21 protein-coding genes and 1 pseudogene are annotated in these 23,277 nt (G+C 67.9%); 11 read left to right on the top strand and 11 right to left on the bottom strand.

Features of this window, described 5'->3' with window-relative positions:
- Positions 1-117: 117 nt before the first annotated feature.
- The 7 genes from Q4543_RS00650 to Q4543_RS00680 are packed head-to-tail and all read right to left on the bottom strand — an operon-like array spanning position 118 to position 7,584.
- Positions 118-1,170, bottom strand: a complete 1,053-nt coding sequence (locus Q4543_RS00650; protein ID WP_303435790.1) for a glycosyltransferase family 4 protein — start codon at positions 1,168-1,170, stop codon at positions 118-120.
- Positions 1,167-2,693 carry an ABC transporter permease gene (locus Q4543_RS00655; RefSeq protein WP_303435791.1) on the bottom strand — a complete coding sequence of 509 codons (1,527 nt, stop codon included), beginning with the start codon at positions 2,691-2,693 and terminating at the stop codon, positions 1,167-1,169. Before Q4543_RS00655 ends, Q4543_RS00650 begins: the two co-directional genes overlap by 4 nt.
- Complete coding sequence (locus Q4543_RS00660; RefSeq protein ID WP_303435792.1) at positions 2,690-3,445, bottom strand: ABC transporter ATP-binding protein; 756 nt, start codon at positions 3,443-3,445, stop codon at positions 2,690-2,692. Before Q4543_RS00660 ends, Q4543_RS00655 begins: the two co-directional genes overlap by 4 nt.
- Positions 3,442-4,425, bottom strand: a complete 984-nt coding sequence (locus tag Q4543_RS00665) for an ABC transporter substrate-binding protein (RefSeq protein ID WP_303435794.1) — start codon at positions 4,423-4,425, stop codon at positions 3,442-3,444. Before Q4543_RS00665 ends, Q4543_RS00660 begins: the two co-directional genes overlap by 4 nt.
- The gene (locus tag Q4543_RS00670) at positions 4,422-5,318 is read right to left on the bottom strand and encodes a lysylphosphatidylglycerol synthase transmembrane domain-containing protein (protein ID WP_303435795.1); all 897 of its coding nucleotides are present in this window, start codon (positions 5,316-5,318) and stop codon (positions 4,422-4,424) included. Before Q4543_RS00670 ends, Q4543_RS00665 begins: the two co-directional genes overlap by 4 nt.
- Positions 5,315-6,883 (bottom strand): sulfatase-like hydrolase/transferase, encoded by a 1,569-nt coding sequence (locus tag Q4543_RS00675; protein ID WP_303435796.1) that lies wholly within the window; start codon positions 6,881-6,883, stop codon positions 5,315-5,317. The genes Q4543_RS00670 and Q4543_RS00675 overlap by 4 nt, the downstream gene beginning before the upstream one ends.
- On the bottom strand, positions 6,880-7,584 hold the full coding sequence (locus Q4543_RS00680) for a CDP-alcohol phosphatidyltransferase family protein (protein WP_303435797.1): 705 nt from the start codon (positions 7,582-7,584) through the stop codon (positions 6,880-6,882). The genes Q4543_RS00675 and Q4543_RS00680 overlap by 4 nt, the downstream gene beginning before the upstream one ends.
- 136 nt (positions 7,585-7,720) lie before the next feature.
- Here Q4543_RS00680 and Q4543_RS00685 point away from each other — a divergent pair, with 136 nt between their 5' ends.
- Positions 7,721-8,257 carry a cytochrome b gene (locus Q4543_RS00685; protein ID WP_303435798.1) on the top strand — a complete coding sequence of 179 codons (537 nt, stop codon included), beginning with the start codon at positions 7,721-7,723 and terminating at the stop codon, positions 8,255-8,257.
- On the opposite strand, the gene Q4543_RS00690 is transcribed toward Q4543_RS00685, so the two are convergent.
- Both Q4543_RS00690 and Q4543_RS00695 read right to left on the bottom strand, forming a co-directional pair.
- Entirely contained in the window at positions 8,232-8,663 is a 432-nt protein-coding gene (locus tag Q4543_RS00690) for a hypothetical protein (RefSeq protein WP_303435890.1), read from the bottom strand. The genes Q4543_RS00685 and Q4543_RS00690 overlap by 26 nt on opposite strands.
- The gene (locus Q4543_RS00695) at positions 8,614-9,897 is read right to left on the bottom strand and encodes an FAD-binding oxidoreductase (RefSeq protein ID WP_303435799.1); all 1,284 of its coding nucleotides are present in this window, start codon (positions 9,895-9,897) and stop codon (positions 8,614-8,616) included. Before Q4543_RS00695 ends, Q4543_RS00690 begins: the two co-directional genes overlap by 50 nt.
- 308 nt (positions 9,898-10,205) lie before the next feature.
- Here Q4543_RS00695 and Q4543_RS00700 point away from each other — a divergent pair, with 308 nt between their 5' ends.
- The gene (locus Q4543_RS00700; RefSeq protein ID WP_303435800.1) at positions 10,206-13,598 is read left to right on the top strand and encodes a calcium-binding protein; all 3,393 of its coding nucleotides are present in this window, start codon (positions 10,206-10,208) and stop codon (positions 13,596-13,598) included.
- Here the strand turns inward: Q4543_RS00700 and Q4543_RS00705 are convergent.
- Together Q4543_RS00705 and Q4543_RS00710 are read right to left on the bottom strand one after the other, a co-directional pair.
- Positions 13,595-14,068: a CYTH domain-containing protein gene (locus Q4543_RS00705; RefSeq protein WP_303435801.1), complete on the bottom strand. Its 474-nt coding sequence runs from the start codon at positions 14,066-14,068 to the stop codon at positions 13,595-13,597. The genes Q4543_RS00700 and Q4543_RS00705 overlap by 4 nt on opposite strands.
- Positions 14,065-14,757: a fumarylacetoacetate hydrolase family protein gene (locus Q4543_RS00710; protein ID WP_303435802.1), complete on the bottom strand. Its 693-nt coding sequence runs from the start codon at positions 14,755-14,757 to the stop codon at positions 14,065-14,067. The genes Q4543_RS00705 and Q4543_RS00710 overlap by 4 nt, the downstream gene beginning before the upstream one ends.
- A 169-nt stretch (positions 14,758-14,926) precedes the next feature.
- Between Q4543_RS00710 and Q4543_RS00715 the strand changes: the two genes are divergently transcribed.
- From Q4543_RS00715 to Q4543_RS00755, 9 genes and pseudogenes are all read left to right on the top strand, one after another.
- Positions 14,927-16,168, top strand: coding sequence for an FAD-binding oxidoreductase (locus Q4543_RS00715; protein ID WP_303435803.1), 1,242 nt, complete (start codon positions 14,927-14,929; stop codon positions 16,166-16,168).
- A gap of 45 nt (positions 16,169-16,213) precedes the next feature.
- Positions 16,214-17,185, top strand: a complete 972-nt coding sequence (locus Q4543_RS00720) for a TRAP transporter substrate-binding protein (protein ID WP_303435804.1) — start codon at positions 16,214-16,216, stop codon at positions 17,183-17,185.
- A 101-nt stretch (positions 17,186-17,286) separates the two neighbouring features.
- Positions 17,287-17,808: a TRAP transporter small permease gene (locus tag Q4543_RS00725; RefSeq protein ID WP_216004183.1), complete on the top strand. Its 522-nt coding sequence runs from the start codon at positions 17,287-17,289 to the stop codon at positions 17,806-17,808.
- Position 17,809: 1 nt separating this feature from the next.
- On the top strand, positions 17,810-19,123 hold the full coding sequence (locus Q4543_RS00730) for a TRAP transporter large permease (protein WP_303435805.1): 1,314 nt from the start codon (positions 17,810-17,812) through the stop codon (positions 19,121-19,123).
- A gap of 266 nt (positions 19,124-19,389) precedes the next feature.
- Positions 19,390-19,596 (top strand): annotated as a pseudogene (locus Q4543_RS00735) (CbbX protein); the annotation flags it as partial.
- Positions 19,593-20,294: a ribulose-phosphate 3-epimerase gene (rpe, locus tag Q4543_RS00740; protein ID WP_303435806.1), complete on the top strand. Its 702-nt coding sequence runs from the start codon at positions 19,593-19,595 to the stop codon at positions 20,292-20,294. The pseudogene Q4543_RS00735 and the gene rpe, both read left to right, overlap by 4 nt.
- A 3-nt stretch (positions 20,295-20,297) precedes the next feature.
- A complete protein-coding gene (locus tag Q4543_RS00745; protein ID WP_303435807.1) occupies positions 20,298-20,852 on the top strand; it encodes a thioredoxin family protein in 555 nt (184 codons plus the stop codon).
- Between the two features lie 22 nt (positions 20,853-20,874).
- Positions 20,875-21,540: a phosphoglycolate phosphatase gene (gene gph, locus Q4543_RS00750; protein ID WP_303435808.1), complete on the top strand. Its 666-nt coding sequence runs from the start codon at positions 20,875-20,877 to the stop codon at positions 21,538-21,540.
- 506 nt (positions 21,541-22,046) lie between these two features.
- Positions 22,047-23,249, top strand: a complete 1,203-nt coding sequence (locus Q4543_RS00755) for an ABC transporter substrate-binding protein (protein ID WP_303435809.1) — start codon at positions 22,047-22,049, stop codon at positions 23,247-23,249.
- The last annotated feature ends 28 nt before the right edge of the window (positions 23,250-23,277 follow it).

Consider the following 23,277-nt stretch of genomic DNA (forward strand, 5'->3'; position numbering starts at 1 on the left):
CAGGCCTCCGTGACACGCCGCAAACCGGCGTCGGCGGATAGCTAGCACGTTTCGCGTCTGAAATCAGGGGGCCACGGCGCGGGCTTCCCAAGATAGACAGCCCCTGTGTCAAACCGCTCATGACGGATCGCGCAGCGCCGAAAGCCGGTCGAGCACCCCCGACATCACCGCCGCAGTGTCACGCCAGCGTGGCAGCGCCGCGCCGCGTGCGCGGGATGCGGCTTCCAGCGCTCCGCGCAGCGCCGCGTCGCTCAGGACATTGCGCAGGTGGCGCGCAAACGCCTCGGGGTCGTCCGGAGGGGCCAGCAAAGCGGCCGCGCCGACGGTGTCGGGCACCGCACCCGCCGCGCAGCTGACGATCGGCAGGCCGTGGCACAGCGCCTCGGCCAGCGCCATGCCGTAGCCTTCGTACCGCGTTGCAAGGGCAAAGACCCGCGCCGTGCCGAACGCCTCGGCCAAGGCCGCATCGTCCAGATCTCCGCTCAGGGTGACGCGTGTGCCCAGCCCGCTGCGCGCGATTTGCGCGTCAAGGGCCTCGGCGATGGCGGGATCATGGGTCTTGCCGACGATCTGCGCGCTCCAGTCAAGATCGGCGATGCGGCGCAGCGCCTCGATCAGCACATCGTGGCCCTTGCGCTGCGCCAGCAGACCCACCGACAGGATGCGTGGCCCGGCGTCGCGCCGCGTTCCGCCGCGCGCGGCCTCAAAGCCCGGCAGCGCCACGGTGATCCGCCTTGGGTCGGCCCCCATCGCCACATAGCTTTGCGCCGTATGGGCGCTGGTCACCACCACATGAGCAGCATGGCGCAGGTTGGCGCTTTCCTGCGCCAGCAGCGCGCGGGCCAGCGGCGCGGGCAACCCGTGTTCCAGCCCCATCGGGTGATGCAACATCGCCACCACCGGCGGCCTGATCCGCGCCAGATCCTCGCCGCGCATCGCGCCGAACACCAGCCCGTCGAGGATCAGCGGCGCATCCGGCTCCAGCGTTTCCAGCGCCGCGCGCCATACGGCGCGGGTGGCATCATCAGGGGAGGCTCCGCCATCAGGCAGGCGCAGATGCCGCACGGCGCGGCCACTGGCGCGTAGCTCTTCAAGCAGGCGGCGTTCATAGATGAAACCGCCGGTGCGGCGTGTGTGATCACCGGGGATGGCAAAGGTGCAAGGGGTCATCGGGCCAGTTGCTCGGGGTTGGTGCGCGACAGCACGGCGCGTTCCAGCGCGGCGATGGCGGCATGGGTGGCCAGCGCCGCCAGTCCGATCACGGCGACGGCGCTCCACAGCATGCCGTAATCCGAGGTCGAGGCCACAGTGGCCATCAGTGCTCCGATGCCGCGCCCGGTGGCGAGCCATTCGGCAGTGGTGACCGCAAGGATCGCCGCCGGTACCGCCATGCGCGCCGAAGCGAACAGCGCAGGCAACATCGCCGGAAGCTGCGCCAGTAGCAGTTTGCGCCACGCGCCCGCATCATAACTGTCGAACAGGTCGAGCACCGCGCGCGGGGTGCGCACTGCGCCGTGCAGGCAGGCGATCAGCGTGGGAAAAAAGATCATCACCGCCACCACCGTCACCGGCCCCGCCACATCGCGCCCCAGCGCCCAGACGATCAGCGGCGCGGTGGCGATGATAGGGATTGCCCGCAGCGCCACCGACAGAGGCATCACCAGCGCCGCCAGCCCCGGCGCAAGCACCAGCCCCGCCGCCAGCGCTGCCCCCAGCGCCAGCCCGGCAAGATAGCCCGGCAGCGCCACCGCCAGTGTCTGGCCAAGCGCGGCCCCGAGCTTTGCCCGGTGCGCCTCGGCTCCCGGCGCGGCGACAAGGTAATCCCACACATCCCCCGGACGCTTGGCGAAAAACCGCGGCAGATCGAACGCCTCCATCGCGATGTGCCACAGCAGCAGCGCCACAAGCAGCGCCGCCCCCGCTTCGGCCAGCCCGCCGCTCCGGGGGGCGGGGCGGGCCAGCAGGATTTCCGGCGGGGCAAGATCCAGCCTGCGCCCCAGCGCGCCGATACCCGCGAACGCCGCCAGCGACAGCGCCGCAGCCAGCGTCGCGATGGTCCATGTGGCGGGCAGATCCAGCGCCCGCAGCGCGCGCACGGTCAACACGCCAAGGCCGCGCTCGGCGCCGGTGAATTCCCCCACCATCGCGCCAAGGAACGCGGCAGGCGCCGCGATCTGCAAGCCCGCGATCAGATAGGGCAGCGCGGCAGGCAGACGCACCAGCGCCAGTAGTGCCAACGGCCCGTGCCCATAGCTGCGGATCAGGTCGGCCCAGCCTTGCGGCAGCGCGCGCAGCCCCACCAGCACCGGCAAAAAGGTGGTGTAGACCACCGCCAGAGCCGCCAGCGTGATCTGCGGCCCCTGCCCCGGACCATACAGCACGCGCAAAATCGGCCCCGTCGCCACCAGTGGCAGGCAGGCCAGCAGCAGCGCCAGCGTCAGCAACCCGCGTTCGCTGCGCGGCACCAGCACCGACAGCAGCGCCAGCAGCACCCCGGCAAGATTGCCCCAGACAAACCCCTGTAGCGCCGCCCAGCCGGTGACGCCGGTGGCGCGCCAGAGCAGCCCGGCGTGTTCCATGGCATAAAGCGCGATCTGCGACGGCGCGGCGATGACAAAGCGCCCGGCGCTGGCCTGCGCGCCCAGCTGCCACGCCAGCAGCAGCGCCGCGACACTCGCCAGCCGTATGATCATGCCATCGCACCGCGCAGCGCCGCGCGCACCGCCTCGCCTGCCTCGGACTTGCCCGCCCCGACGCCGCCTGTCCCCACATGAGCGGGCACCGCGATGTCGGCCACCACCCGCGCCGGGCGCGCGCTGAACACGATGATCCGGCTGCACAGGCGCACCGCCTCGGTGACCGAATGGGTGACCAGCAAGGTCGTGGTGCCGCGCGTCTCCCACAGAGGGGCCAGTTCGGCGCCGAGCCGCTCGCGGGTCAGCTCGTCGACGGCGGCAAAAGGCTCGTCGAGCAGCAACAGCTCTGGCATGCCCGCCAAGGCTCGCGCAATCGCCGCGCGTTGGCGCATACCACCCGACAGCTCTGCCGGGCGGCGGTTTTCGAACCCCGCAAGGCCAACCGTCTGGATCAGCGCGGCATCGGCGGCAGCATCGCGTGGCCGCCGCGCCAGCCGCCGCCCCAGCGCGACATTGCCGCGCAGGCTGCGCCACGGCAGCAGGCCCGCATCCTGAAACGCCATCGCCAGACCGGCGCGGCGGCGCAGCGCGTCTGGCGTCTCGTCGCCGAACAGGATTTGCCCCGCGCTCACCGGCTCCAGCCCCGCGACCATGCGCAGCAAGGTCGACTTGCCGCAGCCCGACGGGCCGACCAGCGCAACCGTACTGCCCGCCGCGATGGTCAGATCGCAGGGGGCGACCGCCTGCACCGCGCCGGGGCCGCTGCCAAAGCTCTTGCTTACGCCGCTCAGGCGCAGGTCTGCCGTCATCCTTGCCCGTGCACCTCTTCGAGGATCGAGCGATCCCACAGATCGGCGCTGACCGGCTTGCCAAGCAGCGCCAGCGTGTCGACATTGGCCGCCACCGTTTCGTCGGTGAACCAGCCAAAGCCCTGCGCGCGGGTCAGATCCGAGAACATCAGCGGCACCTGCCGCAGCGCCTGCATCTTCTGCGTTTCAATATCAAGCCCCGCATCGGGATACATCTGCACCGTCAGGTCCGCCGCCGCCTCGGGACCGGCCTCGTAATCGGTCCAGCCCATGGTTTCGCCTTTCATCAGCGCCACCAGCTCGGGGCGGCGATCCTTCAGGCTGGCTTCGGTGGCGATATAGGTTTGCGAATGCACTGCGTAGCCGTGATCGGCCAACAGCATGGTCACCGGATCAAGGCCCTGCATCGTCATCGCGACGGGCAGATCGGTGGCCCAGCACAGCAGGCAATCGACCTGCCCCTGTACCAGCGGCGCGGCGTCGTATTGCGTTGGCACCACCTCGATGCCCGCCACGTCGATGTCGTTGAGCGCACAGAGCGCCTCGAGCACCGGCATGTTGGCCAGCGCCATGCCCAGACGCTTGCCGACCAGATCGGCGGGCGTGTTGACCGGGTTGCCCGAAAGCGAGGCGATGGCAAAGGGGTTCTTCTGCATCGCCACGCCGATGATGCGAAACGGCGCCCCCTGATTCACCGCGGCGGCGGTGTAATCGGCGGCGGAAATGCCGACCAGCGCGGTGCCCGCAACCACGGGCGGCTCGACTGGGGCGTTGGGGCCACCGGGCAGCAGCGACACGTCAAGACCGGCGTTTGACCAGTAGCCGGCGCTTTGCGCGATGTAACTGCCGCCGAATTGCACCGAATGCAGCCATGACAGCTGCAGGGTTACCGGGGTGGCAGCGCGGGCAAGGCGCGGCGTCAGCAGCGCGGCAGCGCCAAGGGCAAGCGCCTCGCGGCGGGAAGGGCGGATCAGGGTCATGTCGGCTCCTTGGGCTTGTGAAACAGTCTAAGGCGATTTTCGGGGGCGGCAACGCCGGGACGCAAAACGAAGAACGCGCCCGGCAATGCGGCGATCAGCGCAGCGAGGCCAAAGGCAATGCTGGCGGCCAGCCCCGCGCCCGAGGCCAGCCCCGCCAGCGGAAACAGCGCCGAGGCCGCGCCTTCGCGCCAGCCCCAGCCCCCGATCGAGGCGGGCAGCAGCATCGCCGTCAGGATCAGCGGCACGATCAGCAGCGCGTCGGCTGCGGGGAGCGCGCTGCCGGTGGCGCGCGCAGCGGCGGCAAAGGCAAGGATGGTCAGCGCCGCGATGCTCAGCGACAGCGCCGCCTGCGCCGCCAGCCGCCCCAGCAGCGCGGCGCGGATCGCCCGTGCCCAGCTGCCGCGCCCGCGCAGGCCCCAGAGGACCAGCCCCGCAGCCAGTGCCCCGGGCGCCGCTGCCAGCCCCCATGCAAGCCCCGGCAAGACACGCGGCGACAACGCCAACCCCAGCGCCAGCAGCGCCCCCATGCCGACCTGCCCCGAGGCGCGCTCGATCACCACCGCCTGCGCCGCTATCTTCAGCCCCGCACCCCGGCGCGAGCGCTGCGCGCGCGCAACATCGCCCAGCACGCCGCCGGGCAGGGTCAGGTTGACGAATTGCGCCATGAAACAATCGCGCAAGGCGCTGCCGGCGGGCATGTTCAGCCCCAGCGCCGCCGCCGTCATCCGCCAGCGCAGCGCCGACAAGGCGGTGACCCCGGCCAGCAGCGCCGCCGCCAACCCCAGCCAAGCCAGCGACACCCCCGCCAGCCGCGCCGCAACGCCGCGCGCATCGCCGAGCCACAGGCACAGCGCGATCAACGCCAGCGGCAGGGCGATGCGCAGCAGCCTCATTGAACCGCCTCCAGAAACCTGTCGCGAAAGGCGCTCATCGGCCAAGGCGGCAGCGCCGGGTCGGGCACTGGCCCGTCGCTCCAGCCCCAGCCGTCGAACAGCGCCAAGGCCTCGGGCTGGCCGATCAGATGCACCGGCACATCCGCGCCCCCGGCCTGCGCCACGAAACCGGCGGGTTGGTGATCGCCCAGCACCACCAGCAGCGGCGGCATGGCGCGCGGCAGTGCCGCCCAAGACAGCACAGTGCCCACCGAATAGTCCAACGACCGGCCAAAATGATCGCGCACCCGGTCGCGGTCGGCCCAGACCTCGGACGGGCTCGGCCCTGCCGTGGCCATGGCATCGAAGGCCTGCCCGTCGCCGATCCGGTCCCACGGCAGCCGTTCGGCCACCGGCGTCCATGGTGCGTGGCTGGAAATCAGCGCGATCTCGGTCATCAGCGGGCCCTGCCCCGCCAGCCGGTCGGCCACCGCCAGCGTGTACTGGTCAGGCATGGTCACCCAGTTGAACGGTTTGCCCGCATAGCCCAGATCCTTGGCCGCCAGCACCTCGGCAAAGCCGAACTCCGGCCCCTCGGGCCAAGGCATCACGATGGCGGGCGCAATGACGCGGGTGCGATAGCCCGCGCGCGCGGCGATGTCATACAGCGTCAGCCGCCCGCTGGCGAGCACCGCGCCATAGCGCCGCTGATCGCCGATGTGCAGCCCGGTGGCAATCGTCGCATGCGCCAGCCAGCTTTGTCCGCCCTGCACCGGAGAGGTCAGCCAGCCCGAACGGATGCCAAGCCCGGCTGCCGTCAGCGCCTCGGTGCCATCGATCAGGGTGCCAAGGTGGCGCGCGGCATACTGCGGGTTGTCAAAGGCGGCGCGCCCATAGCTTTCCACGAAAATCACCGTCACGTCACGGCCCTTCAGACCCGCGAGGGCATCGGGGCGGTCGGCCCATGGGTCATCGGCGGCCTGCGCCTCGAACGCCGTCAGCGCCACGCGAGAGCGCGCCGTGTTGCGCAGCTTTTCGGCGGTGTAGCGCGCGGTGAAGGCGTCGGCGGGCGGGTTCCAGCCCTGCCAGCCGTTCAACGCGGTGCGGGTTTCGGCGATGCACAGCGCGGCAAAGACCAGCGCCACCGCCCCGGCGGCCAGCCTTGCCGGCGCGGGCAGGCGCAGCCGCGCCCATGTCAGCAACGCAAGGCAGATCGCAGCGCCAAGCAGCGCCAGAAGCACCAGCGCCAGCACAGCCGCAAGCGTCGCGCCCAGCCCGCCGATACTGCCGGCCAACAGGTTCAGCCCCGCCTCGACCAGCGCAAGATCGGTCACCGGGTCAAAGCCGCGCCCAAAGGCGGTGAACGCCGCAAGATCCGCCAGCTTCAGCGCCACGATCGCGCTCAGCGCCGCCGCCGCCACCACCGCGAACCCTCGCGCCCTGCCGCCAAGCACCAGCGCCCCGCCCAGCAGCACCGGCAATTCCAGCGGCATCAGGGTCAGCGCCCCAAGGGTCAACGCCCCCGGATGGTTCGGCTGGATCAGCACAAGATCGAGCAGCAGCGCCGCTGCAAGCAGCCTGATCATCTGCGCCGCGCCAGCCAGAGGATGTCTGCCGCAAAGGATCCCGCCAGCAGGCCAAGCGCGATCAGCGCCGCCGCCGAGGTCCATGCGCTGGCGATCGGCATCAGCAGCAGCGCCAGCGCCGCAATCTGCACCACACAGATGACCTTACGGCGCAATCGTTCGGGCAGAGGCGCGCCGAGCCATGGCCAGACCAGCATCGCCAGCAGGAAAACATACCGCATCGATCCCAGCAACAGCACCCACGGCCCTGCCGCGCCGCTGCGCCACGCCACCGCCGCAAGGATCAGGCCGAAGGCCGAATCGACCTCCATGTCAAACCGTGCGCCCCATGGCCCGGCAAGCCCGCTGCGCCGGGCCAGCGCCCCGTCGAGCCCATCCAGCGCAAGACAGCTCAGCGCCAGCGCGAACAATGCCCAGCCCGATGCGCCCGTCGTCAGACCGGGTGAGACCAGCGGCGCAAGCAGCAGCGACACCAGCGCCAGCCGCGCCATGGTCACCGCGTTGGCCGGACCGAGCCGCGCTGCCGTCCAGCCCTGCGCAAAGGCGGCCCATGCGCCGCAGGCCGCCAGCACGAAGCCAAGCACCGGCAGCGCCGCCGCCCGCCCGTCGGCGATCAATCCCGCCACCAGCGCGACGCCCAGCGCCATCGCCAGTGCAGCCCCGGCAAACGCGCCCGCCGGGCCGCGCCAGAGGGCGGTCACGACGGATCTGCGCGGGGGAGGCTCGGCGGAATGCATGGCGTATCAGATGCGGCGGCGCGTCACCCTGTCAAGCGCCGCGCCATTTACCGATGCGCATTCCTGCCGTAAGGTCACCCAAACAGCGGCAGGAGACGCCATGACCAGCACAACCCGCTACCGCGCGCCCCAGCGCCTGTTGCACTGGCTGACGGTGCTGCTGGTCTTCACCACGATCCCCGTCGGTCTGGTGATGGTGCAAGAGGGCCTGCCCCGCGCCATTCAGAACACGCTGTTCTTTTATCACAAGAATATCGGCCCGGTGATCCTGCTGATGGTCTTGCTGCGCCTTGCGCTGCGGGTGCTGATGCCCGCGCCGCCGCTGCCCGCCAGCCTGCCACGACCGCAGGCGCTGGCCGCCGGAACGGTGCATGCGCTGCTTTACGCGGCGCTGATTGCCATGGCGCTGTCGGGCATCACGCGGGTCATGGCTGGGGGATATCCGATCGAACTGTGGGATCCGCTGCTGGGCGGGCTGATCGCCAAGAACGAGGCGCTGGCCAAGACCGCGCAAGCGTTTCACGGCACCGCGTGGATCGTGCTGGTGCTGCTGATCGGCGCCCATGTCGGCGCAGCGGCGCTGCACGGTCTGATCAAGAAGGACGGCATTTTCAGCCGGATGTGGCCCCCGGTCTGAAGGCAAGCCGCGGCAGTACCGGCAGATCCAGCGCCTGCGCATGGGCGATCCGCACCCCCGGCGACAGCAGCAGCACATTGCCCTGAAAGCCGTGGCTGTGTGCGCCCCATTCATGGCCGTTCAGGCGGCGCATCCAGAACCCCCGCCTGCCGGGGCTTTCATCATCGGCCTCCTGCAAGGCGACGATGTCGGGGCGGTGCGGCAGCAAGCCGGTCTCGAGCGCGGCGTGTATCCGGCCCGGATCGACCTGCCCGTCGCGGCCCCGCCCCCGGTGCAGGTTCCAGCTGGCGATGGTCAGGCGCTCCATGCCCGCACCATGGCGCGGATGCGGCCTTGGCGAAACCCCGTGCCGCCGGTCAGGATGGCAGGCCGAGCCGGTCTTTGGCGAGGTAATAGCGGATGCCAAGCTCCATCGCCGGGCGGCGCAGCGCGTGCCACGCGATCGGGCGCAGCGGGGTTTCGGGCAGTGGCAACGGCGTGCCCTCGGCCAGCCGCGCCGCCAGCGCCGCGCCGATGCCGGTCGCCATGGCCACCCCGCGCCCGTTGTAGGCCAGCGCCGCCCATAGCCCCGGTTCGATCTGGTGGATATGCGGCAGGTGATCCCTGCTGAGCGCCAGATGCCCCGACCACGCCTTGTCGATGCGCACCCCGTCCAGCTGCGGGAACATGCGGTGCATCTGCGCCTCTAGCCCCGCCTGAAGCGGTTGCGAATGCGCGGCCCCGGTTGCGCCGCGCCCGCCAAAGGCAAGGCGCCCGTCCGGGGTCTTGCGATAATAGACGGCGATCTTGCGCACCTCTGACGCGCAGGCATCCTGTGGCAGGATGCTGGCGGCGATCTCGGGCGGCAGCGGCTCGGTGGCGATCACGCAGGACTGCACCGGCAGCACCGAGCGCGCCAGCTGCGGCCTCAGCGTGCTGTCATAAGCGTTGGTCGCCAGCACCACGGTTTCGCCGCGCAGGCATTGCCCGCCAAGATCGACCCGCCAGCCCGCGCCATCGCGCACCACCCCGGTCACCGGCGAACCGGTGACGATGGTTGCCCCCGCCGCCCGCGCCGCACGGGCAAGGCCGCGCGCATAGGAGAGCGGGTTGAGCATCCCCGCGCGCTCATCGCGCCAGCCCCCGGCGTAGCCGACCGCCCCGGTCGCCTCGGCCATCTGCACCGCGTCAAGCAATGCCACCGGCGCGCCCTCGGCCTGCCATTCTCGGGCGCGGGCGTGAACCGCGCGCAGCTGCATCGCCGAATGCGCCCCCTGAATCCAGCCCGCACGGGTTGGCGCACAGGCGATGCCGTGCCGCTCGATCAGCCCGAACACCTGATCCGCAACGCCGCCGGCAAACTCCGCAAGCCGCCCGCCCGCCTTGGCACCCCAGTGGGCGCGCATGTCGGACGGGTCGATCTTGAGCCCCGGAATCACCTGCCCGCCGTTGCGCCCCGAAGCGCCAAAGCCGATCTCGCGCGCTTCGATCACGGTCACCGCAACGCCGCGCTCGGCCAGATGCAGCGCGCAAGACAGCCCGGTAAAGCCGCCGCCCACCACCAGCACCCGCGCATCGGCTGGCGCGTCCGTTTCCGGCGCGGGTTCCTGCGCCGTGGCATACCACAGGGAACGGTCCCAAAGATCGGCGGACAGCGTCATCGCAAGCTCCTGACCGGGTGAATCCGGCCACCCGTGCCGGACCATGCAAAGCCTGCGCGCGGGCTGTCAAGCGCCGCTCTGGCAGGGCGCGGACAAGCCGGAGACTGTGATCGGATCGCGAGCGGAAAATTCGATTTCCTGGACAATTTTCGGGGAATCCTTAACCCGGCCAGAACCCCCCGGCGGCTAAGGTCCTGATATCCAGAAGGAGCTCTTTGCCCAGCGGTCTGCCCGCCCTCGGCCTTTTGTCCGGGGATGGCGGCGGCGTGCCAGTGCGGCCCTTCACGTCCCAGCCAGCCGAAGGGTCAATGCCTGACTACATCGCGCCCGAACTGACCGCTTTCACCCTGCCGCAGCGCGTCGAAAGCGGCGATCAGCTGATCCTGTCGGCCAGCGCCAGCGATGATGCGTCGGGCATCGCGCAGGTTGTGGTGACCTTCGATGCCTTGCTGTCCTACAGCTTTGCCAGCCTTCCCGGCTGGTACGACAGCTACAGCCTGATCGGCCTGTTCGGCAGCAGCGACAGCTGGTCCGACGGCAACGCCACCGAGAGCTTTGGCATCGATCCAACCAACACCCCCGGCGTCTACGAGGTGCAGCGCGTCACCGTGCAGGATCTTGCGGGCAACAGCGCAGTTTACGACACCCAAACGCTGGCCGCGATGGGGATCAACACCTCGCTCGTGGTGTCGGGCACCGTCGCCGACACCACCGCACCAACCCTGACCGGCTTCAGCCTGACCAGCCGCGTCGACGTCTCGTCAGGGGCGGCGCCGCTGACCCTGTCTGCCACCGCCTCCGACAGCGGCTCCGGGGTGCAGCAGGTGATGGTGTCCTTCTCGCGCAGCCTGCTCTATGGCGCAGAGCCCGACAGTTTCAGCATCGCCGTGCTCGCCGGGGAAACCGACAGCTGGGCCGACGGGGCCTCGGGCGAGGTGCTTTCGCTGTCAGAGCTGAACACCCCCGGCCGCTATGACATCACCCGGATCGATGTGCGCGACGCGGCGGGCAACAGCCGGACCTATACCCCGGACGAGCTTGCGACGCTGGGCTTTGCCACCGGCTTCACCGTGGTTGCCGAGCCCCCCGACACCACCGCTCCGGAGCTGCTGGCGCTGAACGTTCCCGCCAGCATCGATTTGACCGACGGTGCGGCCAACCTGTGGATCGGGGCCCGCGCCAGCGACAATGCCTCTGGCGTGGCGGGGGTCAGCGTGGTGCTTGAAACCCCGCTGAGCTATGAAATCAGCGGCGAGGATACCGGGGTGGCGCGCCACGCCTTGCTCGGGCTTTACGGGGTGACCGACAGCTGGGATGACAATGCCAGCGGCCAGACCTTCACGTTATCGACCCAGAACGCCCCCGGCACCTATCGCATCGCGCAGGTGCGGGTGAGCGATCTGGCCGGCAACACCCAGAGCTACGATCGCGACGCGCTCGCCGCATTGGGGATCAATACCGAGATCGCCGTCACCGGCGGCACCCTGCGCCCAAGTGATCCCTATGCCACGCTAAGCGACAGCGGGCTGCGGATGGTCGAAGGGCAGTCCGACAGCATGACCCTGAGCTTTCGACAGATCTCGGAGGCGCCCTTCAGCTGGAACTGGCAACTGGTCACCGGCAGCGCCTCGACCGGCGATTTCATCGCGGCCTCCGGCAGCGGCGCCATTGCCCCGGCCAGCGGGCTGACACAGCAATCGCACAACATCGACATCGCGGCGCTGCCGGACCTTGCGCTTGAACCCGACGAGACCGCATGGGTCGAGATCACCTTGACCGGCATCACCTTTGCCGATGCGACCAGCTTTGCGCGCGTGCCGGTGACCATCGTCGACAATGCGCGCCCGGTTGGCCAACCGGTGATCACCGGCAACCGCGTCGAAGGCGCGCTGCTGAGCGTCGACCTGAGCGGGGTCAGCGACGCCGAGGGCATCGTGGCCGGGTCGGTGCAGTGGTGCATCGACGGCCAGCCCGTCGCCGGGGCGACCGGCATGACCTACCGGCTTGGCACATCAAGCCTGAACCAGCGGATCAGCGTCATCTACAGCTATGTCGACCGCGACGGCATCGAAGAAAGCGTTTCAAGCCGGATGACCGAACCGGTCACCCTGCCTTGGTCGGTCAGCCGGGGCTGGACCTTTGATCTTGCCGACTGGAATGAAACCAGCGTCGCGCTGACCCTGACCGGCATCGAAGATGTGTTTGCGGCGGGCAACAGCCTGAACAACAGGATCTATGGAAATTCCGGCAACAATCTGCTGGAGGGGCGCGCCGGGGACGATACGCTTGACGCCGGGGCCGGGATCGACACGCTTTTCGGCGCCGATGGCAATGACGCGCTGAGCGGCGGGCTGGGGGACGACCGGCTTGAAGGTCAGGCTGGCGACGATCTGTTGCAGGGCGGCGCGGGCGATGACACCCTGCTGGGCGGCAGCGGCGACGACACCCTGCAGGGGGGCATCGACGATGATCGCCTCGATGGCTGGCAGGGCGACGACCGGCTTTATGGCTGGGACGGGAACGACTGGCTTTCCGGCGGGCTTGGGGCCGACACGCTGGTCGGCGACAACGGCGACGACACCTTGCTGGGCGGGGGATGGAACGACCGGCTCGATGGCGGCGGCGGGCTGGATTATCTGGATGGCGGCGACGGGGCCGATACGCTGATCGGCGGCGATGGCAACGACACCCTGCTTGGCGGTCTTGGCGACGATCTGCTGTACGCGGGCGCCGGACATGACCGGCAAATCGGCGGGAGCGGCGATGACAGCCTGCTGGGCGGCGACGGCAATGACAGCGGCTTCGGCAGCGGCGGCGACGATCTCCTCGAAGGCGCGGCGGGCGATGATCGGCTGGATGGTGGCATCGGCAACGATACCCTGCGCGGCGGGCTTGGGGCCGACACCCTGCTTGGGCAGGACGGCAACGATGTGCTTGAGGGGGGCGCGCATTCCGACAGCCTGACCGGAGGCGCTGGCAACGACACCCTGCGCGGCGGCACCTATGGCGACACGCTGACGGGCGAGGCGGGCGACGATCTGCTGCAGGGCGGAGGCGGCGCCGATCTGCTTGACGGCGGCGATGGCGCCGACGTGATCGAGGGCGGCAATCATTGCGACACCATCCGCGCCGGGGCCGGAAACGACACGGTGCGCGGCGGCAACGGGCCGGATATCGTGCTGTTGGGCAACGGCGCCGACCTGTTCGAGGACAACGCGCAGGGGGGCGGCGCCGGGGCCGATCAGGTCTATGGCGGCGCGGGCAACGACACCCTGCTCGGCGGGGGCGGCAACGACCGCCTTCAGGGCAACATCGGCGACGATCTGATCGAGGGCGGCGATGGGGTCGATACCCTTGCCGGCGGCGCGGGCGCGGACACGCTGCTGGGCGGAAGCGGCAACGATGCCTTGCTCGGCGGCGACTGGCACGACCGGCTGATCGGCGGCGCGGGCGGCGATCTTCTGACCGGCGGCGGCGGCGCGGATGTGTTTGTCTTCGATCTGGACTCGGGACGCGACCGGCTGACCGATTTCACGCCGGGAACCGACAAGCTGGAATTCGATTTCGACCCTGACAGCTTCGACGGGCTGACCTTTCAGGCCATCGACGACGGGCTGCGGCTGAACTGGGGCAGCGGGTCGGTGCTGTTGATGGGCCTCACCTTCGATCAGATCCTTGGCAGCGACCTGCTGTTTCTCTAGCCCGGAACCGGGCCGCCGGTCGCAAGCGTCGAATTGGCATAGGCCGGATCGCCCGTCACCTCGGCCCCGAACCAGTCTGGCGGGGCAAAGCGGCGCGCCGCCGCCTCGCTGTCGAATTCCACCTCGACCAGCCGCAAGGGCCGGTCGTCGAACAGATCCAGCTCATAGCGCGCGCCGCAGGGCAGATGCCCCGTCCAGCGGGTCTTGCACAGCCGCCGCCCCTCGGTCGCGGGCCAGAGCGCGGCAAAGGCCTCTTCGGGGATCTCGGTCTCATGCTCGGAGCGCACCATCAGCCCCGGCCCCTTGACCGTGAGGAAATGCCGCGCCCCCCTGGCGCGCAGCCGTACCTGCACGCTGTCCTGCGGCTGGGTGAGATAGCCCTGCCGGATCCGGTCGGACTGGACGCCCGACAGATCCGGCAGCGTGGCGACGAGGAACTTGCGTTCGATCTCGACCGCAGGCTGGCTCACTCGGGCGCGATCGTGGTCGAGATCTCGCCCAGCCCCTCGATGAACACGGTGCAGACATCGCCCTTGCCAAAGCTGCCGACCCCGGCAGGCGTGCCGGTCATCACCAGATCGCCCGGCGCCAGCGTCACGCTTTGCGACAGGAAGGCGATGACGTCTTCCACCGGCCAGATCATCTCGGACAGATCGCCCTTCTGGCGCAGCTCGCCGTTCACCCTTGCGGTGATTTCGCCCCGGCGCATCGGGCCGGTTTCCGACACCGGGCGCACCGGGCCGATCACTGCCGAATTATCGAAGCCTTTCGACAGATCCCACGGCCGCCGCATCGCCTTGGCCTCGCTTTGCATGTCGCGCCGAGTCAGGTCGTTGCCCACGGCAAAGCCCCAGACATGGCTCATGGCCTGATCCGCCGGAATATCCGCGCCGCCCTTGCCGATCACCACCACCAGTTCGGCCTCGTAGTGCAGGTTCTCCGTTTGCGGCGGATAGGGAATGGTCGCGACCCCGGGCACCACGGCATCGGCCGGCTTGGTGAAGAAGAACGGCGGCTCGCGGTCGGGATCATTGCCCATTTCGCGGGCGTGGTCGGCGTAATTACGCCCCACGCAAAAGATCCGACGCACCGGAAGGCGCAGCGCGCCACCAGAAACGGCGACCGAAGCGGGGTCCATCGGGGGGATGACAAAGGCCATGTGGCCTCCTTTCTTGACGAGACTGCCTGAGGCCTTCTGCATATGCTGACAAACCGGGCCATGACCAGCCCCGACACGCAGGCACCGCTTGCATGGAATTGACAGCGCCGGTCAACGAGCGCTTGATCCGGCAAAAGGGCGGATCGCGCCCGAAGACAGGGGTGAGGCGATGACAAAGACAGTGGCAGTGATCGGCGCGGGCATCGTCGGGGTTTCAACCGCGATCTGGCTTCAGCGTGACGGGCACAAGGTGATCCTGATCGACCGGGCCGGCCCCGGCGAGGGCACCAGCCATGGCAATGGCGGCGTGCTGGCATCCTGTTCGGTGGTGCCCGTGCCGGCGCCGGGACTGCTGTCACAGGCCCCGCGGATGCTGCTGGACCCGAACCAGCCCCTGTTCCTGAAATGGCGCTATCTGCCCAGGCTCGCCCCGTGGCTGGTGAAATACCTGCGCCATGCCAATGCCCCGGCGGTGCGCAGGCGGGCGGCGGCGGCGAGCAATATCATCGGCGACAGCTACAATGACCACCTTGCCCTGTCGGCTGGCACCGGGGCCGAGACTTGGCTGCACCCGGCGGATTACATCTATGTCTACAATGACCGCGCCCATTACGACGCCAGCGCCTTCGGCTTTGACGTGCGCCGCGAGAACGGCTTCAGCTGGGAGGTTCTGGAAGGGGCGGCGTGGAAGGACTACGACCCGATCTTCGCGCCCGACCTGGGCTGCGCAGCGGTGTTTGGCGGGCATGGGCGCATTTCCGACCCCGGCCAATACGTCAAGGCTCTGGCGAAACATGTGGTGGCGATGGGCGGGCGACAGATCCTCGGCGAGGTGACGGATGTTGTGCGTGCAAACGGCGCTGTGAGCGGCCTGCGCGTTGGCGGCGAAACCATCGCCTGCGACGCAGCTGTGCTGACCACCGGCGTCTGGTCGACCGATCTGGCGCGCAAACTGGGTGTGAACCCGCCGCTGGAATCCGAACGCGGCTACCACCTGGAACTGTACGAGCCCTCGGTGATGCCGCGCGCGCCGGTGATGATCGCCAGCGGCAAGTTCGTCGCCACCCCGATGGAGGGGCGCCTGCGCCTTGCCGGCATCGTCGAGTTTGGCGGGCTCGACGCCCCGCCCTCGCGCGCGCCCTTCGATCTGCTGCGCAAACAGATCCGCGCCGCGATTCCGGGGCTGAGCTGGAAGAAAGAGGTGGAATGGATGGGGCATCGCCCGTCGATGGCCGATTCCCTGCCGGTGATCGGGGAATCGCCAGTGGTGAAGGGGGCCTATATGGGCTTTGGCCACGACCATGTCGGTTTGACGGGCGGACCGAAGACCGGACGCCTGCTTTCTCAGCTGATCTCGGGCAACACCCCCAACATCAGCCTTGCGCCCTACGCCCCCGATCGGTTTCACTGAACGAATATAAAAAACGTTAGAATACGTACAACAGGGAACGACAGTATGAAATTGATGAACACGCTTTTGACCGCCACCGCCCTTGTCGGCATCGGGGCTGCTGCCCATGCCGAAAAATGGGACATGCCGATGGCCTATGCCGCCAGCAACTTCCATTCCGAAGTCGGCACGGAATTCGCCTCCTGCGTGACCACGGGCACCGATGGTGCGCTGGAAATCGTCACCCATCCCTCGGGCTCGCTGTTTGGCGGCGCCGAGATCAAGCGCGCGGTGATGACCGGTCAGGCGATGATCGGCGAGCGACTGATGTCGGCGCATGAAAACGAGAACCCGCTCTATGGCGTGGATTCGATCCCCTTCCTCGTGTCCTCCTTCGACGAGCACGAAACGCTTTGGTCGATTGCCGAACCCTATGTCGCCGACGCGCTGGCCGAGGACAATCTGCATTATGTCTACTCGGTTCCGTGGCCGCCGCAGGGCCTGTACATGAACAAGGAACTGACCGACATCGAGGGCATGAAGGGCGTCAAGTTCCGCTCTTATTCCGCTGCCACCGCCAAGATGGCCGAGCTGACCGGCGCGCTGCCGGTGCAGGTCGAAGCGGCCGAGCTGAGCCAGGCGCTGGCAACCGGCGTGGCGGAGTCCTTTATCTCGTCCGGCGCGACGGGCTATGACCGCAAGGTCTGGGAACACCTGTCGCATTTCTACGAGGTCGACGCGTGGCTGCCGCGCAACGCGATCTTCGTGAACCTCGATGCGTGGAACGATCTCGACGAGGCGACGCAGGCGGTGATCACCGAGTGCGGGGCAACCGCCGCCGCCGACGGGCTTGCCAAATCCGAAGCCTATACTGCCTTCACTCTCGACGAGCTGAAGAAAAACGGCATGACCGTCGAGCGCGCCTCCGATCACCTGATGGGCCAGCTCAAGGAGATGGGCGCGGTGATGACCGAAGAATGGCTCGCCAAGGCGGGCGATGACGGCAAGGCGATCATCGACGCCTACAAGGGCGAATAAGTCGGCGGGCGGGTCTTTGGCCCGCCCTTTCCCTTTGATCCGCCAGATCCCGGCACACCCACTGCGCTGCCGGAAAGCCTTGTCATACCCGGAAAGACCTCATGAGACCTCTTCGCCGCGTGCTCGACACGCTCTACCTGATCGGCGGGATCATCGCATCGTTCTTTTTGATAGCGATCCTCGCGATCATCGTGCTGCAAATGCTGGCGCGCTGGACCGGCCACGTCTTTCCCGGCGCAACCGACTATGCCGGGTACTGCATGGCGGCGGCATCGTTTTTCGCCTTTGCCTATGCGCTGAACCATGGCGCGCATATCCGCGTCTCGCTGCTGCTGAGCGCGCTTGGGCGGCACCGCTGGTGGGGCGAGGTGTTCTGCTTTGGCATCGGCACCGCAATCGCCACGTGGTTCGCGTGGTACGCCATTCGCGGCAACCATATCTCGTGGCGCTGGAACGAGCTGTCGCAGGGGCTGGACGCCACCCCGACATGGATTCCGCAGCTGTCGATGTCGATTGGCTGCGTGCTGCTGGCCATCGCCTTCTGGGATCACCTGATCCGGCTGATCTTTACCGGATCGCACGGCATCGTCACCGATCTTGTCGACCAGAGTCAGGGAGAATGACGTGGAACAGCTGATCCCGATCGCACTCTTTCTCTTTGTCCTGTTCCTGCTGCTTGGCTCTGGCGTCTGGGTCGGCCTTGCGCTGATGGGCGTGGCCTATGTGGGCATGGAATTGTTCACCGCGCGCCCCGCTGGCGATGCGATGATCACCAAGGTCTGGGCATCGTCGTCCAGCTGGACGCTGACCGCCCTGCCCCTGTTCATCTGGATGGGCGAGATATTGTACCGAACGCGCCTGTCCGAAGACATGTTCAAGGGGCTCTCGCCATGGATGGCGCGCCTGCCGGGCGGCCTTGTCCACACCAACATCGTCGGCTGCACGGTGTTCGCGGCGGTGTCTGGCTCGTCGGCGGCTACGCTGACCACGGTCGGCAAGATGTCGATCCCCGAACTGCGCAAGCGCAACTATCCCGAACACATGGTGATCGGCACCCTTGCCGGGGCGGCGACGCTGGGGCTGATGATCCCGCCCTCGCTGACGCTGATCGTTTACGGCGTGACCATCAACGAAAGCGTTACCAAGCTGTTCATGGCGGGTGTTCTGCCCGGCCTTTTGCTGGCGCTGATGTTCATGGGCTACGTTGCGATCATGTCGTTCGTCGCCAAGGATTTCGACCCAATCCCCGAGCCGCGCATGAGCCTGCTCGACAAGCTGAAGAACTCGCGCTTCCTGATCCCGGTGATCTGCCTGATCATCGTGGTGATCGGCTCGATGTACCTTGGCATCGCCACCGCGACCGAGGCGGCGGCCTTTGGCGTGATCGGCTCGCTGATGCTTGCGGCGGCGCAGGGCTCGCTCAGCTGGGGTACCTTCAGCGAAAGCCTGATGGGCGCGGTGCGCACCAGCGCGATGATCGCGCTGATCCTTGCGGGGGCATCGTTCCTGTCACTGTCGATGGGCTTTACCGGCATTCCGCGCGGGCTGGCCGACCTGATCGCCAGTTGGGATCTGTCGCGGTTCCAGCTGATCATGGCGCTGCTGGTGTTCTACATCGTGCTGGGCTGTTTCCTTGATGGCATCAGCTCGGTCGTGCTGACCATGGCGGTGGTCGAACCGATGATCCGCGCGCAGGGCATCGATCTGATCTGGTTCGGCATCTTCATCGTCGTCGTGGTCGAGATGGCGCAGATCACCCCGCCCATCGGGTTCAACCTTTTTGTGCTTCAGGGCATGACCGGGCACGAGATGAACTTCATCGCGCGCGCCGCGATCCCGATGTTCCTGATCATGGTGGTGATGGTGTTCGTGCTGATCTTCTTCCCCGAGCTTGCCACATGGCTGCCCGACAACATCCGCAAGGGCCCGGGCGGCTGAACGCCGCGCCCCGGGGGCCCGAACGCGGCACCCCGAGGCGCCTGCCCCACCCTCACGAACCATCTGCTGTGCCCCGGCCAGCGGCGCATCCCCCGCAAGCCGCTGGAACCAGTGGCGCAAGGTTGTCCCCCCAGCCCGGCTTGCGCAGCACATCGCATTTCCCGATCACACCGATCCCCGGCGCCCGGACGGATCGCCCGGATCGTGCTGGATGCGCAGAAATATCCCTTTGACGAGGGTGGCAGCCGTGCGAAGAGCGGGTATATCGCCGTGCGCAGCCGCATCCTGCCGATGCGCGCTGGGTTCGCAACGCGCCTGACCGGGCGCGTTTGCGGCAGGCCAACCGGCTGATCGAGACTGCGACCGGGTCACCGGCCGCGCTCGGCACCATCACCGAGGCGGGCATCCGCCCCAGCCGCGTCTTTGCCCGAAAGCTGGACGTGGACCGCGCGACCAAGGAGACCAGCGCATGAGCTTTGACCGTTCGATCAAGATCGCCCCGTCGATCCTGTCCGCCGATTTTGCCAATTTCGGCGCCGAGATCCGCGCCATCGAGGCGCAGGGCGCCGATTGGGTGCATGTCGATGTCATGGACGGGCATTTCGTGCCGAACCTGACCTTTGGCCCGCCCGCCGTCAAAGCCTTCCGCCCGCATGTAAAGACCTTCATGGATGTGCATCTGATGATCTCGCCGGTGGATCAGTATATCGAAGCCTATGCCGAGGCGGGCGCCGACATGATCACCGCCCATATCGAGGCCGGGCCGCATATTCACCGCACGCTTCAGGCGATCAAGGCGCAGGGGGTCAAGGCGGGCGTCGTGCTCAACCCCGGCACCCCGGCCGAGGCTTGCGCGGATATTCTCGATCTGTGCGACATGGTGCTGATCATGACGGTGAACCCCGGTTTCGGCGGGCAGAAGTTCATCCATTCGGGCATCGAGAAGACCCGCAAGGTGCGCCAGATGATCGGTGATCGCGACATCCACATCCAGATTGACGGCGGCGTGACCCCCGAGACAGCACCGCTGGTGGTGGCGGCCGGGGCGGATGTTCTGGTTGCGGGCTCGGCGGTGTTCAAGGGCGGCTCTGTCGATACCGCCGACGTCTACGGCGCCAATATCCGCGCCATTCGTGCCGCCGCCGAGGGCGCGCGGACGCAGGCAGCCTGAGCCATGGTCGGCGCTCCGCCCGTCTGCAAATTTGGCTGGAAAGCCCCCGGCTTTGCCTTGCCGGGGGTCGACGGGCGGAGGTATCGCTATCAGGACATCGCCGGGCCGAAGGGCACGCTGGTGATGTTCATCTGCAACCACTGCCCCTATGTGCTGAAGGCGCTGGACCGGATCATCCGCGATGCGGCAGAGCTGACGGCGCTTGGCATCGGCGTGGTGGCGATCAGCGCCAATGATGCCGAGGCCTATCCGCAAGACGGGTTTGCGCAGATGAAAGCCTTGGCCACCGAGCGCGGCTTTGCCTTCCCCTATCTCTATGATGAAAGCCAAGGCGTGGCGCGCGCCTACGGGGCCGCCTGCACACCGGATTTCTTCGGCTTCGACGCCTCGGGAGGGTTGCAATACCGGGGCCGTCTGGAGGGGCCGCAGCCTCAGGCAGGCCTCGCAGAGCCCCGGCGCGAGCTGTACGAGGCGTTGAAACAGGTGGCCAAGACCGGGCACGGGCCTCGGGAACAGTTTCCAGCGATGGGCTGTTCGATCAAGTGGAAGGCGGGCTGACTCCCGCCCGGAAAGGACCGACATGAAAGCCGTGATCTTCGACCTTGACGGCACGCTGATCGACAGCGCGCCTGATCTGCACATTGCCACCAACCGCGTGCTGACAGAGGAAGGCCTGCCCGAAATCAGCTTCGGGCAGCTGCGCGGGTTCATCGGCAAGGGCGCGGGCGTGCTGATTTCGCGGGTGATGGAGGCGGTGGGTCTTGGCGATGATGCAAGCGATCATGCCCGCCTGCTGGCAAGGTTCATGCAGCACTACGAGGGCGAGCCGAAGAACACCGTGCTCTATCCCGGCGTGATCGATGCGCTGGCACGGCTCGAAGCGATGGGCTGCACCATGGGGCTGTGCACCAACAAGCCCGAGGCGCCGACCCGCATCGCGCTGCGCCATTTCGGGCTGGATCGCTATTTCGTGCAGGTGGCAAGCGGCGACACCCTGCCACAGCGCAAGCCAGACCCGGCACCGCTGACCCATGTGCTGCGGGCGCTTGGGGCAGATTGCGCGCTCTATGTCGGTGACAGCGAAGTGGATGCCGAAACGGCGCAGGCGGCAGCGATGCCCATCGCGCTGTACACCGAGGGCTATCGCAAGACCGCGCTGGCAGAGCTGCCACACGCCTATGCCTTTGATCACTGGGATCGACTGCCCGAGATCGTGCAGCGCCATTTCGCCGAGGTCTCGGCCTGACGCTGCGGGCGCGGATCATCGGTGACAGCGCCGCGCTGGCCGGGGCCCAAGAGGCGCATGGCCGCCAACGCGGCCTTCGACAGGTTGCCGCGCATCACGCCCCGAAACCGGCCAACAGATCAAGACCCTTGCAGTACAAAGATCGCGCTCCCGCCCGGGCGTAGATGCCCGCGTCTTGCCTGATCGGTTTTTTCGGCCCTGGCAGTCACGACCCGGCCACCAGAGCAGAGCGTTGTACCCGCCCCGTCACAGCCCCCTGCCCGCCTGACACAGCGAATTTCGCCGCCCGCCAGCGACCGGGTGGGCGCCAAGACGGCGCAGGCCCTGCGCCGGGGCCGAAACGCGAACACAGGCACCGGGGACGTATCGACCGTCTCACATGAAACATTCTGCTCACTTGGTTCGTATAACCAAAATGTGTCCCCGTGCAGGCCCGCCCTGTCTGTTGACCATTGCGCCACGCCCTTGCCATAACCGCCAGACTGCAAGCACAGGAAGACCCCAAGATGTACAAACGGACCCTTGCCATTGCGCTTGCCGCCCTGACTGCCCTGCCCGCCGCCGCCGACCCGGACCCGACGGACTGGCCCGCAGTAAAGGCCGAGGCGCAGGGCGAGACCGTCTATTGGAACGCATGGGGCGGCTCGGAGGCAGTGAACGGGCTGATCGACTGGATCGCGACACAGGCCGCCGCAAAGGGCGTGATGCTGGAACATGTGAAGCTGTCGGACACCTCCGAGGCGGTCAGCCGCGTGCTTGCCGAAAAGAGCGCCGGGAAAACCACGGGCGGCGGCATCGACCTGATCTGGCTGAACGGTGCGAACTTTGCCGCGATGAAAGAGCAGGGCCTGTTGTTCGGCCCGTGGGCCGAGGCGCTGCCAAACCGGGCGCTCACCGATCCGCAGAACCCAGCGCTGAGCGCAGATTTCACCGTGCCCACCGAGGGCATGGAAAGCCCGTGGGGCCTTGCGCAGCTGGTGTTCTTTCACGACAGCGCCCGCCTGCCCGAGCCGCCACGGTCCATGCAGGCGCTGCTGGACTGGGCCGAGCAGAATCCGGGGCGCTTTACCTTTCCGCAGCCGCCCGATTTCCTTGGGCCGACCTTTCTGAAACAGGCACTGATCGAGCTGGGCAGCGATCCAGAGGCGCTGCAACGCCCTGTTTCCGAAGCCGATTACGATGCCGTCACCGCGCCGCTCTGGGCCTATCTCGACGCGCTGACGCCGCTGCTGTGGCGGCAGGGGCGCGCCTATCCGCAGAACGCGGCGCGCATGGTGCAGCTGATGGCCGACAACGAGATCGACATCGGCTTCGATTTCAACCCCAACGCCGCCGCCAACGCCATTGCGGCGGGGCAGTTGCCGCCAACCGTGCGCAGCCACATCCACGACGGCGGCACGCTTGGCAATGCCAGCTTTGTCGCGATTCCGTTCAATGCCAACGCCAAGGCCGGGGCGATGGTGGTTGCCGACATCCTGCTCTCGCCCGAGGCACAGGCCCGCATGGCCGACCCTGCCGTCTGGGGCCTTGGCACCGTGCTGGACCTCGAGCGGCTGAGCCCCGCCCAGCGCGAACCGTTCAAGGCGGCCAGTGTCGGCCCCGAAACGCTGTCTTCGCAACAGCTTGGCACCCCGCTGCCCGAGCCGCACAGCTCGTGGACGGTTGCTCTCGAACGGGACTGGACAGCGCGTTACGGCACCACCCGGTGAGCCTGCTGCGCGCCGCCCCGTCGCTGAC

It is taken from the genome of Salipiger sp. 1_MG-2023 (assembly GCF_030547555.1).
In the GTDB taxonomy this organism is placed as follows: domain Bacteria; phylum Pseudomonadota; class Alphaproteobacteria; order Rhodobacterales; family Rhodobacteraceae; genus Salipiger.

What these genes read in the sequence shown, in the direction of transcription:
- Q4543_RS00650 (WP_303435790.1), bottom strand. Translation starts at nt 1,170, where the DNA reads ATGACCCCTTGCACCTTTGCCATCCCCGGTGATCACACACGCCGCACC.
- Q4543_RS00655 (WP_303435791.1), bottom strand. Translation starts at nt 2,693, where the DNA reads ATGATCATACGGCTGGCGAGTGTCGCGGCGCTGCTGCTGGCGTGGCAG.
- Q4543_RS00660 (WP_303435792.1), bottom strand. Translation starts at nt 3,445, where the DNA reads ATGACGGCAGACCTGCGCCTGAGCGGCGTAAGCAAGAGCTTTGGCAGC.
- Q4543_RS00665 (WP_303435794.1), bottom strand. Translation starts at nt 4,425, where the DNA reads ATGACCCTGATCCGCCCTTCCCGCCGCGAGGCGCTTGCCCTTGGCGCT.
- Q4543_RS00670 (WP_303435795.1), bottom strand. Translation starts at nt 5,318, where the DNA reads ATGAGGCTGCTGCGCATCGCCCTGCCGCTGGCGTTGATCGCGCTGTGC.
- Q4543_RS00675 (WP_303435796.1), bottom strand. Translation starts at nt 6,883, where the DNA reads ATGATCAGGCTGCTTGCAGCGGCGCTGCTGCTCGATCTTGTGCTGATC.
- Q4543_RS00685 (WP_303435798.1), top strand. Translation starts at nt 7,721, where the DNA reads ATGACCAGCACAACCCGCTACCGCGCGCCCCAGCGCCTGTTGCACTGG.
- Q4543_RS00695 (WP_303435799.1), bottom strand. Translation starts at nt 9,897, where the DNA reads ATGACGCTGTCCGCCGATCTTTGGGACCGTTCCCTGTGGTATGCCACG.
- Q4543_RS00700 (WP_303435800.1), top strand. Translation starts at nt 10,206, where the DNA reads ATGCCTGACTACATCGCGCCCGAACTGACCGCTTTCACCCTGCCGCAG.
- Q4543_RS00710 (WP_303435802.1), bottom strand. Translation starts at nt 14,757, where the DNA reads ATGGCCTTTGTCATCCCCCCGATGGACCCCGCTTCGGTCGCCGTTTCT.
- Q4543_RS00715 (WP_303435803.1), top strand. Translation starts at nt 14,927, where the DNA reads ATGACAAAGACAGTGGCAGTGATCGGCGCGGGCATCGTCGGGGTTTCA.
- Q4543_RS00720 (WP_303435804.1), top strand. Translation starts at nt 16,214, where the DNA reads ATGAAATTGATGAACACGCTTTTGACCGCCACCGCCCTTGTCGGCATC.
- Q4543_RS00725 (WP_216004183.1), top strand. Translation starts at nt 17,287, where the DNA reads ATGAGACCTCTTCGCCGCGTGCTCGACACGCTCTACCTGATCGGCGGG.
- rpe (WP_303435806.1), top strand. Translation starts at nt 19,593, where the DNA reads ATGAGCTTTGACCGTTCGATCAAGATCGCCCCGTCGATCCTGTCCGCC.
- Q4543_RS00745 (WP_303435807.1), top strand. Translation starts at nt 20,298, where the DNA reads ATGGTCGGCGCTCCGCCCGTCTGCAAATTTGGCTGGAAAGCCCCCGGC.
- gph (WP_303435808.1), top strand. Translation starts at nt 20,875, where the DNA reads ATGAAAGCCGTGATCTTCGACCTTGACGGCACGCTGATCGACAGCGCG.
- Q4543_RS00755 (WP_303435809.1), top strand. Translation starts at nt 22,047, where the DNA reads ATGTACAAACGGACCCTTGCCATTGCGCTTGCCGCCCTGACTGCCCTG.